This window comes from Shewanella algidipiscicola (assembly GCF_003605125.1).
Taxonomy (GTDB): domain Bacteria; phylum Pseudomonadota; class Gammaproteobacteria; order Enterobacterales; family Shewanellaceae; genus Shewanella; species Shewanella algidipiscicola.
Genome location: NZ_QPQT01000010.1, coordinates 24,050 through 35,647, shown reverse-complemented (window position 1 = coordinate 35,647; position 11,598 = coordinate 24,050). Strand labels below are relative to the sequence as shown.

12 protein-coding genes are annotated in these 11,598 nt (G+C 46.9%); 7 read left to right on the top strand and 5 right to left on the bottom strand.

Features of this window, described 5'->3' with window-relative positions; translation table 11 throughout:
* Window positions 1–106: 106 nt before the first annotated feature.
* Window positions 107–1,933, bottom strand: a complete 1,827-nt coding sequence (gene typA, locus DVO77_RS12185; RefSeq protein ID WP_119978525.1) for a translational GTPase TypA — start codon at window positions 1,931–1,933, stop codon at window positions 107–109.
* A 370-nt stretch (window positions 1,934–2,303) separates the two neighbouring features.
* Here typA and glnA point away from each other — a divergent pair, with 370 nt between their 5' ends.
* From glnA to glnG, 6 genes are all read left to right on the top strand, one after another.
* Window positions 2,304–3,713, top strand: coding sequence for a glutamate--ammonia ligase (glnA, locus tag DVO77_RS12180; protein ID WP_119978524.1), 1,410 nt, complete (start codon window positions 2,304–2,306; stop codon window positions 3,711–3,713).
* A gap of 293 nt (window positions 3,714–4,006) precedes the next feature.
* The gene (locus tag DVO77_RS12175; protein ID WP_119978523.1) at window positions 4,007–4,831 is read left to right on the top strand and encodes an N-acetyl-ornithine deacetylase; all 825 of its coding nucleotides are present in this window, start codon (window positions 4,007–4,009) and stop codon (window positions 4,829–4,831) included.
* A 108-nt stretch (window positions 4,832–4,939) separates the two neighbouring features.
* Window positions 4,940–5,254: a pyrimidine/purine nucleoside phosphorylase gene (ppnP, locus tag DVO77_RS12170; RefSeq protein WP_110458969.1), complete on the top strand. Its 315-nt coding sequence runs from the start codon at window positions 4,940–4,942 to the stop codon at window positions 5,252–5,254.
* A 240-nt stretch (window positions 5,255–5,494) separates the two neighbouring features.
* Window positions 5,495–6,040 (top strand): DUF4124 domain-containing protein, encoded by a 546-nt coding sequence (locus DVO77_RS12165; RefSeq protein WP_119978522.1) that lies wholly within the window; start codon window positions 5,495–5,497, stop codon window positions 6,038–6,040.
* A gap of 129 nt (window positions 6,041–6,169) precedes the next feature.
* The gene (gene glnL / locus DVO77_RS12160) at window positions 6,170–7,213 is read left to right on the top strand and encodes a nitrogen regulation protein NR(II) (RefSeq protein WP_119978521.1); all 1,044 of its coding nucleotides are present in this window, start codon (window positions 6,170–6,172) and stop codon (window positions 7,211–7,213) included.
* Window positions 7,214–7,285: 72 nt separating this feature from the next.
* The gene (glnG, locus tag DVO77_RS12155) at window positions 7,286–8,695 is read left to right on the top strand and encodes a nitrogen regulation protein NR(I) (protein WP_119978520.1); all 1,410 of its coding nucleotides are present in this window, start codon (window positions 7,286–7,288) and stop codon (window positions 8,693–8,695) included.
* Between the two features lie 38 nt (window positions 8,696–8,733).
* Here glnG and DVO77_RS19040 read toward each other — a convergent pair whose 3' ends face one another.
* Entirely contained in the window at window positions 8,734–8,880 is a 147-nt protein-coding gene (locus tag DVO77_RS19040) for a hypothetical protein (protein WP_162924186.1), read from the bottom strand.
* 93 nt (window positions 8,881–8,973) lie between these two features.
* Here DVO77_RS19040 and DVO77_RS12150 point away from each other — a divergent pair, with 93 nt between their 5' ends.
* Complete coding sequence (locus tag DVO77_RS12150) at window positions 8,974–9,876, top strand: LysR family transcriptional regulator (RefSeq protein WP_110458965.1); 903 nt, start codon at window positions 8,974–8,976, stop codon at window positions 9,874–9,876.
* A 73-nt stretch (window positions 9,877–9,949) separates the two neighbouring features.
* Here the strand turns inward: DVO77_RS12150 and fieF are convergent, their stop codons facing one another.
* From fieF to DVO77_RS12135, 3 genes are all read right to left on the bottom strand, one after another.
* Window positions 9,950–10,819 (bottom strand): cation efflux pump FieF, encoded by an 870-nt coding sequence (fieF, locus tag DVO77_RS12145; protein WP_119978519.1) that lies wholly within the window; start codon window positions 10,817–10,819, stop codon window positions 9,950–9,952.
* Window positions 10,820–10,883: 64 nt separating this feature from the next.
* Complete coding sequence (locus tag DVO77_RS12140; protein WP_110458963.1) at window positions 10,884–11,369, bottom strand: Spy/CpxP family protein refolding chaperone; 486 nt, start codon at window positions 11,367–11,369, stop codon at window positions 10,884–10,886.
* Between the two features lie 10 nt (window positions 11,370–11,379).
* Entirely contained in the window at window positions 11,380–11,559 is a 180-nt protein-coding gene (locus DVO77_RS12135) for a hypothetical protein (protein ID WP_110458962.1), read from the bottom strand.
* Between the last annotated feature and the right edge of the window lie 39 nt (window positions 11,560–11,598).

Here is an 11,598-nt window from a genome sequence, read left to right as displayed (position 1 = left end):
GACTCAAGCGCCTATAGAGACAAAAAAGCCCTCAACATTGTCATGCTCAGGGCTTTTTTAATACTTAAAGCTTAATGGCTAGCGACTCGTAAGTGCTACCTCAGGCTTAAGAAGCGTCTTTTGAACCACGGTTGTGGCGCTTACGCTCGTTTTCTGTCAAATAACGCTTACGAACACGGACGCTCAGTGGCGTTACTTCGACTAACTCATCATCATCGATAAACTCAAGCGCTTGCTCAAGGCTTAAGTTGATAGGTGGAGTCAGTACCTGCGCTTCATCGGTACCCGATGCACGCATGTTCGTTAGCTGCTTACCTTTCAAACAGTTAACTGTAAGATCGTTTGCACGCGCATGAATACCAATCACTTGACCTTCATACACTTCGGCAGCGTGGCCAATAAACAGACGTCCACGATCTTGTAGACCAAATAGTGCGAAGGTTAGTGCCTTACCTGTTGCGTTAGAGATCAGTACGCCGTTAGCGCGTTGACCAATATCGCCACCTTTAAATGGACCATAGTGGTCAAAGGTGTGGTAAATCAGACCAGTACCAGATGTGGCAGTTAAGAACTCAGTTTGGAAACCGATTAGACCACGGCTTGGAATCACGAAATCGATACGCACACGGCCTTTACCGTCAAGCTGCATATCTTTCATTTCAGCTTTACGGGTACCTAGTTTCTCGATAACGCCGCCTTGATGCTCTTCTTCAACGTCAACGGTTACGGTTTCGAACGGTTCACACATCACGCCATCGATCTCTTTCATGATCACTTCTGGACGCGAAACGGCTAACTCGTAACCTTCACGACGCATGTTTTCAATCAAGATTGACAGATGAAGTTCACCACGGCCCGATACACGGAAACGATCTGGGCTGTCAGTTTCTTCAACACGCAGTGCAACGTTATGCACTAATTCCTGCTGTAGACGCTCAAGGATATTACGTGAAGTCACGTACTTACCTTCTTTACCAGCAAATGGAGATGTGTTGACTTGGAACGTCATGGTCAATGTTGGCTCATCAACTGACAGTGGTGGTAGTGCTTCTACAGCGCCTACTGCACAGATAGTGTCAGAGATCTTAAGCTCACCAAGACCAGTGATTGCTACGATGTCACCAGCGTTAGCAATTTCAACTTCGGTACGGTCTAGACCCATGTAACCTAATACTTGGCCGACCTTACCATTACGTGTCTTACCATCAGCACCTACGATGGTGACTTGTTGGTTAGTCTTAACGCTACCACGTTTGATACGACCTACGCCGATAACACCAACATATGAGTTGTAATCAAGTTGCGAGATCTGCATCTGGAAGTCACCTTCCGAGTCAGCGTCTGGAAATGAGACTTTCTCAACGATAGTTTCAAACAGTGGCGTCATGTCGACACCCGCTTCGTCTGGATCTAAAGTTGCGTAACCGTTTAATGCAGATGCGTAAACGATTGGGAAGTCAAGCTGCTCATCAGTTGCACCTAAGTTATCGAATAGGTCGAATACTTGGTCAATAACCCAATCAGGGCGAGCACCTGGACGGTCAATTTTGTTGATAACAACGATTGGCTTTAAGCCTTGCGCGAATGCTTTTTTGGTTACGAAGCGCGTCTGTGGCATTGGGCCATCAACCGCATCAACCAGTAGCAATACACAGTCAACCATCGACAGAACACGCTCTACTTCACCACCGAAGTCGGCGTGGCCAGGGGTGTCGACGATGTTGATACGGTAATCGTTCCACTTGATGGCAGTATTCTTTGCAAGGATCGTGATACCACGTTCCTTTTCGATGTCGTTCGAATCCATCACCCGCTCAGCGGCTTCTCCCCGAGACTCCAGGGTTCCAGACTGTGCCAGCAACTTATCAACAAGGGTAGTTTTACCATGGTCAACGTGTGCAATAATGGCGATGTTACGTAAATTCTCTAACACAAATAAACCTCTTACCATCAAAAAAATAGGGGGTATTACTAACAGCTTCAATAATAGCTATTGCAATAAAAAACGTGCCATTCTACTCTAGACGAGGACTCTCGCACAGGATTATTTTTTAGTCAGCTATGAATAATCATGATCGTTGCAATGCGCACCAAGATGGTGAACGCACCATAACAAGGCAAATAACGCACCAATGTAGTGCAATCCGAATTGCGGCGCATCACCTCATCACACACAACCTCAAACTAATCAACAACTTAGAATGTTGGCACGAGTCTGGCTTTATATTGGCCAGCACCGCGTCAAGCGCTAAATTGAATGTTACAAGAAGGGCATCCCCTCTACCCTACACGGAGATTTAAGAATGTCAGCAGAATCAATTTTACAGCAAATAGCAGAACTTGAAGTTAAATTTGTTGATTTACGTTTTACCGATACCAAAGGTAAAGAGCAGCACGTTTCTATTCCGCATCACCAAGTTGATGCCGATTTCTTCGAAGACGGCAAGATGTTTGATGGCTCTTCAATCGCAGGATGGAAAGGCATTAACGAATCAGACATGGTATTAATGCCAGATCCAACCACTTTTGTATTAGATCCTTTTACAGAAGAGACCACTGCTCTTATCCGTTGTGACATTCTTGAGCCTGGTACCATGACAGGTTACGACCGCGACCCACGCTCTATTGCTAAAAAAGCAGAGGAGTATCTCGTCTCCACTGGGATCGCTGATACCGTATTGATTGGTCCAGAACCAGAATTCTTCCTATTTGATGATGTAAAATTTGGCACCGATATGTCAGGTTGTTTCGTCAAGCTTGATGCCAAAGAAGCGGCTTGGAACTCGGGTACCCATTATGAAGATGGCAACACAGGTCACCGTCCATTCGTTAAAGGCGGTTATTTCCCAGTAGCACCAGTGGACTCTTCACAAGACTTACGTAGTGCTATGTGTCTAGTGCTTGAAGAGATGGGCCAAGTCGTTGAGGCACATCACCACGAAGTGGCGACTGCCGGTCAAAACGAAATTGCTACACGTTTCAACACGTTAACCAAAAAAGCCGATGAGATTCAGATCCTTAAGTATGTCGTCCATAATATGGCTCACGCTTATGGCAAAACAGCCACCTTTATGCCTAAGCCAATTGTTGGCGACAATGGCAGTGGTATGCATGTACATCAATCACTGGCTAAAGATGGTGTTAACCTATTTGCTGGTGACAAGTACGGCGGATTGAGTGAAACGGCCCTGTATTATATTGGCGGTATCATCAAACATGCTCGCGCACTGAATGCTTTTACCAACCCAAGCACTAACTCTTACAAGCGTTTGGTGCCACATTTTGAAGCCCCAGTGATGCTGGCATATTCTGCCCGTAACCGCTCAGCCTCAATCCGTATCCCTGTGGTACCAAGTCCGAAAGCGCGCCGTATTGAAGCACGCTTCCCGGATCCACATGCAAACCCATACTTAGGTTTTGCTGCGCTTCTAATGGCCGGTCTTGACGGTATTCAAAACAAGATCCACCCTGGCGAAGCGATGGATAAAGATCTCTACGATCTACCAGCAGAAGAAGCCGCAGAGATCCCACAAGTGGCAACCTCACTGGAAAATGCACTCGAAAACCTCGATGCTGACCGTGAGTTCCTCACTAAAGGCGGCGTCTTTAGCAATGACTTCATCGATTCGTATATCGCATTGAAGACCGCAGAAGCAGAGCGAGTGGCTCGCACCACTCACCCAGTTGAATTCGAGCTTTACTACAGCTTGTAATCTACCAATACATGATTAAAAAACCGCCTACTCAGGCGGTTTTTTTTATTGCTCAACCCATACGTCAACGCAACTGCTCTACATGCTTAAAAATGCATGAAAGCCTTAGCTTGAAATCGCGCCTAGGTACCGACAATAAGTCAAATTGAACCTCCTCAATCATACCTAGTGTCATCCGCATGCAAACCTTAAGTCGACAATTATCCATTAAGGCCTAATCTTGCTTAAAAGGATTTATCTTTATGGGTAAACTGCTATGATGAGCAGGCCGATAATTTACAGTAGAATCAATTATGTCTAGCCGTGATCCGTTTGCCAGTTACACTTGGAAGAGCGATATTTTTAGTTGCGAGAGTAACGATATCAGCACCTTTTACGCGTGCTTAAAAGAGCAAGTCACTCGATTAGGTTTACTGGAACGAACCCTCGGCGACGCGGGACGCTACCCGTTAAATTTGTACCAATCACCGGCACAAAAATCGGGGCAGCCCTCACTGTTAATTAGCGCAGGGTTTCACGGTGAAGAAGCCGCTGGCCCTTGGGGAATGTTGCATTTCCTCAATGAATTAGAACCCGAACTCTTTCAGCGCATCAACCTTAGTCTACTGCCACTTGTCAACCCAACAGGATTCAAGCGTGGCCATAGATTCAATAAGTTAGGTCAAAATCCTAATCGAGGTTTTTTGGTCGAAAATGGTCGCGGTAAAAGTAATGATGACACCTCTGCGGAAGGTAAAATACTACTTGAACATTCGCAGTTGTTACAGGCCGCCAGTAAAGAAGGTATTTTAACTTGCCATGAAGATGTGCTGCAAAACGATACTTATATCTATTCATTTGAAGCTAACCAAACTCCAGGCCATTTCAGCCGCACACTGCGTGACACCCTAGGTGAATTTTTTCCTATTGCCCCTGATGGTTTTATCGATGATTGCCCGGTAGCCGACGGCATTATCTTTAACCATTTCGACCTCTCATTTGAAGCCTTTTTGGTCCGCTTAGGTGCTAATGTTGGTGTATGCAGCGAGACGCCGGGTAAACAGAATTTCGATCAACGCGTTTTGGCTAATAGTGCCATTATGCAAACCTTTATTGAGCAGGTCATTGCCAGACAGTAATCAACATCAACACCATGCAAATCGATATTACGACACCTACACTTAAGAATAGATATTTTCATTTTTTAACTATATATTCATCTATCGGTATTTTTTAAGGATGAATATATGAATCAATTTCAACAGGTTTCAGTCGATAAGCTGGCTAATGTTTATTTCGATGGCAAAGTGATGAGCCGCACAGTCACTTTTAGTGATGGCAGCACACAAACATTGGGCGTGGTATTACCCGGCGAATATGAATTTAGCACTGCAGTGGGCGAAATCATGCACGTGATCGATGGTACCTTATCAGTGTTACTTCCCGGCAGCGATACATGGCAAAGCTTTTCCGCAGGCAGTCAGTTTCAACTGGCGGCGAAGGTCAGTTTCACCATGCGTGCCAATGACATTGCTCAGTATTGCTGCCAATACCTAGATTAACCCCACAAACCACTTAGAGTCGCTGAGCGGCGACATTGTCGCTCTATATGACGACTCATTTACGTCTCAAGTTGCGGCAACCACTTCCTCTATGCGTACACCTCAACTGGCAACTAAACGAACCTCTATAATTGACTAACAACATATTGTGACGCATAAAACACAGCAAGATACGCGATGATTTTTATTCAAAAACAGACTAATCTAACCAAGATACCATCGTATAACAAAGGATCGCTTATGCGCACGCTATTGCTTTTTACCTTACTACTTGTTACCGCGTTCGCGCAGGCGGCCATTTATAAATGGGTCGATAAAGATGGCAAGGTACACTACTCAGACAGTCCAATTGAAAATGCTCAAGCGGTCGAGCTCAAAGAAAATACCCAAAATCAGATTAAGCTCCCCCCAGTGTTAGTGCGTGATCTAGGCGACAAGCAACTCGAGCCAGCAGCAGATAAACCCAGCTATCAGATGCGGATCAGCAGCCCATCTGAAGAGGAAACCATTCGTGATAATAACGGCAACATCACTATTATCGGTTCAATAACCCCAGATCTTGCCAGTAATCACGTGTTGGTACTGTTAATGGATGGCAAAGTGATAGGGCCAGCCCAAACCACTGCGATATTTAGTTTGGAGAACGTCGATCGCGGTGAACATATTTTTGAAATTAAGGCATTAGCACAAAACGGCAAACAACTTGCATCTACTCCTCCAAGAACCATATTTCTTCATCGAGCTAGGGTCAACGCAATACCAAAGCCAAAACCCGCTGGCGGCTAATAATTATTAATTAATTACTTTTTATTGGCTTAGCGCATATTTCGACATTTTTCCTCTCGATGAAGCTAGCTTGCGCCATGCACCAAATTGGTGCACCATGTTGGTGCGATCTATTTCAGGGAGTCGTAAATGCACACAGACCCTTTGCTGAACAACTTAGTGACTGCGGTCATAGTGATTAATCACGACTTAAAACTCTGCTATGCCAACAGTGCAGCAGAGCAACTATTAGGCATAGGCAGTCACCGACTCACAGAACATAGCCTAGGCGATTGCTACCAAGAACTGAGTGTCGACACTCAACTGCTGATGAGCGCCATTGAGCAGCACCAAGGGCTAACAGTCAATAGTGCCAATATCACCACCTTAGATGGCAACGCACACATTCTCGACATCACCCTGTCTCCCATCGAAGCAGACAATGGCCACCCCCAAGGCTTATTGGAGTTACGTCAGGTGGATCAACAACGGCGTATTCACCAGCAGTTAACCTTAGATGCACAGCAACAAGCGGCGCAGTATCTGGTGCGTAACTTGGCTCATGAGATTAAAAACCCGCTCGGTGGACTACGCGGCGCGGCGCAATTACTCGCCCGCGAATTAAAAGATGATGAACAACGCGAATTTACCGACCTGATTATTGAACAAGCCGATAGATTACGTAACTTGGTCGACCGCCTGCTAGGGCCACAAAAACCGACACAGCACAGCATGCATAATATCCATGAAGTGATCCAAAAAGTGCTTAAGCTGGTGCAGGTCACCTTGCCCACTAATATTCATCTAATCCAAGACTATGATCCTTCCATTCCTGATATTGAAATGGATCAAGAGCAACTGCAGCAAGCGGTGCTCAATATTGTACAAAATGCGATACAAGCATTAGCAACAGGCGGCGAGATCCGCATTAAAACACGCACCCAACACCAGATAACCATTGGCACTCTGAGGCACAAGCTGGTACTGGCTTTATCTATCATAGACAACGGTCCCGGCATCAAACCCGAGCTCATGGATACCCTGTTTTATCCTATGGTCACGGGCCGCGAACATGGCTCAGGGCTAGGGCTATCCATTGCCCATAACTTTGCCAGATTACACGGCGGGCGCATTGATTGCGCCTCGGTTCCCGGACAAACCGAATTCACCATTTTACTGCCGGTCAAAGGCTAAACTGAGTTACAGGTCACCAGAGACACGCGCGTGACACTACATAATGAGTATTCAACTTAAGAGAGTAAGCGTATGACAGAAAAAGTTTGGGTTCTCGATGATGACAGCTCTATACGCTGGGTCGTAGAGCGCGCCTTAAAAGGGGCTAACATTAGCTGCGCTAGCTTTGCCGCTGCCGAATCACTCTGGCAAGCACTAGAGCAGACTCAACCCCAAGTGATCATTTCAGACATTAGAATGCCAGGCACCGACGGCCTGACACTGCTGGAGCGCTTACAGCTGCATTACCCGCATATTCCAGTGCTTATCATGACTGCCCACTCAGATCTCGACAGCGCCGTTAGCGCCTATCAAGCGGGTGCATTCGAATACCTGCCCAAACCTTTCGATATCGACGAGGTGATTGGTTTAGTCGAACGTGCACTCAATCATGCCAAGGAACAATCACCTAAAGTTAAAACAGAACCCGAGGTCAAGGCCCCAGAAATTATCGGCGAAGCCCCCGCCATGCAGGAGGTATTTCGCGCCATAGGTCGACTATCACGCTCCTCGATCAGTGTACTAATCAATGGTCAATCGGGCACAGGTAAAGAACTGGTGGCGGGAGCACTGCACAAACACAGCCCTCGTAAAGACAAACCTTTTATTGCGCTCAATATGGCGGCCATTCCGAAAGAGTTGATTGAGTCTGAGCTGTTTGGGCATGAAAAAGGAGCCTTTACGGGCGCGGCAGGCGTGCGTCAAGGCCGCTTCGAACAAGCCGATGGCGGCACCTTATTTCTCGATGAAATTGGCGATATGCCACTGGATGTCCAGACACGACTGCTGCGGGTGTTGGCCGATGGTCAATTTTACCGTATTGGTGGCCACTCGCCAGTACAGGTTGATGTGCGCATCATCGCCGCGACCCACCAAAATTTGGAAGCACAAGTCAGTAAGGGGGAGTTTCGAGAAGATCTATTTCATCGCTTAAACGTTATCCGCGTGCATCTGCCACCGCTATCGCAACGCCGGCAAGATATTCCCCAGTTAGCGCGCCACTTTTTAGCCACTGCGGCCAAAGAGATCAGTGTAGAACCCAAAGTACTCACCAAAGCCACCGCAGAGTTGTTAGCTAGCCTACCTTGGCCTGGTAATGTGCGCCAATTAGAAAATACCTGTCGCTGGTTAATGGTGATGGCATCGGGACAGGAAATTTTACCTCAAGACTTACCACCAGAATTATTAACCCCAACCGCCAGTCACCCCGTTAAGGCTGAAGCGGCAGGCGGCTCATGGCAACAAGCCTTAACCCAGTGGATAGATAAACGATTAAGTGAAGGGGATAGCGACTTACTTACCGAGGTTCAACCCGCATTTGAGCGCATCTTACTCGAAACGGCACTTAAGCACACTAACGGCCATAAGCAGGAAGCGGCCAAGCGTTTAGGCTGGGGACGTAATACATTAACCCGTAAACTCAAAGAGTTAGAGATGGGCTAACCTAAGAATACCAAAGCTGACATAACAAAAAGCCCAGCTTAGGCTGGGCTATGTTGTAGCTCTTCAGAGGGAGCATTGTTTGCCACAGTTGCCGATGATTCTGTCACCTTGTCACTCTCGTTTGCATCGACAGGCATAGCAGCTTGCCACAAGGCACCGACCCATAAATTTTTACTGAATTTCATTGTGTTGCTCCATTTTTGCTGACCAGTTCAAAGTAATACTATGGCGTCTATTAGTAAAATGAATATATGCCATGCCATAAATGCCAATAAAGAATGAATATACCAATCAAGACGTTACAGTATTACCTAACCCTAGTGGAAAGCGCGAATTTTACCCGTGCCGCCGAAAAATGCTTTATCACCCAACCGACGCTCAGCAAAATTATCCAGCGCCTCGAAGAGAGCCTAGGCCAGCAATTACTGCACCGTAATAATCAAAAAGTTGAACTCACTCAGGCAGGCATATTGCTCGAACGTAGCGCACGAGAAATTCTCGGCCAATGGCACAGATTACAAGAAGATTTAACCAATTTAAGTGGCCTCAAATCGGGCCACTTACGGCTGGGTGTTTGCCCCATGATGAGTAGCCTGCTGATCGGCCTACTAACCAACTTTCGACAGCGCTATCCTGGCATCGAATTACAAATGTATGAATATGGTGGTTTTGGTTGTGAACAGGCCTTACTTAATAACAGCTTAGACATCGCCTTTACGGCGCTGCCCACCACACATGAAACCGAGCTAGCTCATCACCCCTTGACGCGCTACCCTCTGCTCGCCTGCTTACCCGAAGATCACCCACTGGCAGAAAAACAGGCGATCACTTGGCAAGACTTTGAACCCTACCCCTTTATTTTGTACAACGAAGACTTCTCACTGGCTAAGTTGATCCGACGACTTAGCGCCAAGGCGGGAGTGCAATTAAATATCGCTTTTCGCAGCGGCCAATGGGATTTTTTAGCCACTATGGTTGAAGCCCATATGGGGGTCGCTATTCTTCCCGAGCCCATCTGCGCTCGCCTCAGTACTAGCCGCTTAACGTTTAAACCCATAGTGCCAAATCTAACTTGGGACTTAGCCTTAATTTGGCGTAAAGATCTGCCTCTTACGCCCGCAGCTGCGGCATTGTTACACTTGAGCCAGCAAGCACAACTGGCGGCACCATCATCACCTTAGTTAACCTTTAAGGTAAATACCTTTTAACACTAAGCCGCCCGTTGGCGGCTTATTTCAGGTACATAAATCAAGCTTAAATGGGGTCTTGGTGGATCAACACTTCCACATGCTCGAACAACTTACGCACCCTCGCCTCTGCCGCATCAGCAATGGCATGAGCCTCGCGTAGCGTAAGCCGGCCATCGAGCTCTAAATGACACTGTACAAAGGTGGTCTTGCCCGACTCGCGAGTACGTAAGTCATGAAAACCGTTAATACGTGGGTCTTGCTCTAGGGCTTGTACAATAAGCAATTTCTTGTCGGCATCAAGCTCTCTATCGAGCAGCGACTGCGCCGAACGATAGCCTAAGTCTAACGCCTGGTGACCAATAAATAGCGCAATGAACACGGCGAACAAACCATCGGCCCACCACCAACCAAATTGTGACAATACTAAGGCGAGTAAGACTGCCGAGTTGAGTAATAGATCCGACTTATAGTGCAGCGCATCGGCCTCCACGACCGTGCTCGATGTCGCCGCTACCGCCCGCTTTTGTAACATCACTAAGGCAAAGGTCAACACTATGGCGATAACCGAGACTATGATACCCATCATGGCATGATTGACTGGCGTGGGGTTAATGAGGCGATCGCCACCATGAAACAGCAATAAAAAGGCTGAGCCCATGATAAACGCCGACTGCGCCAGTGCCGCCAAAGGCTCCGCCTTACCATGGCCATAGCGATGATCTTTATCGGCAGGCACAATGGCATAACGTATCGCAATGAAGTTAACTATTGAGGCTAACGCATCGGCAAAGGAATCTGTGAGCGATGCAAGCATACTGGCAGACCCAGAATACATCCAGGCTGCAAGCTTGATAACAATAAGGGTGAACGCTGTCGCCACTGCTGCGCGGCTAGCCAGCTTCACCCAAAAATCGTATTGGGAAGTGTCTTTCATAAGGTCACATTACTACTGATTAAAGTAGGGGAAGAAACGTGACCCATTGTAACTTAGTTAACGCTTATCGGCGATCCCCTTTACGTCCGGTACCTTTGCCCAAGTTGGCTTTAAATTGCGCCTGCTGCTCGGGGGTGAGTAGTTGATAGATATCGTGTTGCACTTTGAGTCTAGCTATCGCCGCATTTTGACGTTGCTGCTGTTTAGCTTGCACTAACGCCAACGCATCGGCCTCATTAAAACTGTCTGCGCTGAGCACTGCCAACATTTGCGATTGATGAGCTTGGCGTACGTCATCGGTAGGGCGATTTTGTTTCATTGCATCTCGATGTTGCTGCATTATCTGCTTCATTTGGCCACGCTGCTCATCGGTTAAGTCTAAACCACGAAAGAGTTTATGCATGCCATCATGATGAGCCCTATGTTCGCCATGCATCTTATGATACGGCGCCGCATCACGATTAGGCGTTTCGGCAAACGCTGCTGACGACAATAAAGTTGCCGTGGTCATTAGTGCCAATAATCCAGATTTTAGGGTTAACTTGTTCATAGTCTGCCTCTTACACGCTATTGCGAGTGGGTAAATCAATTAAACTCACGTTGAGTTCCAACACAACTAGTGTACGCCCTGCAATGTAATGCTGCGCGATAGTGAGGTAAACCTCTGTAAAGTTATTACGCTGATACGCTAAAATAGCCAACAGTAAGGCTTTACGTAGGCTTACATTGGTAGACTGCAATTGACATCTAAACGGGTATACTCAGCCTGTTAAAGGTGT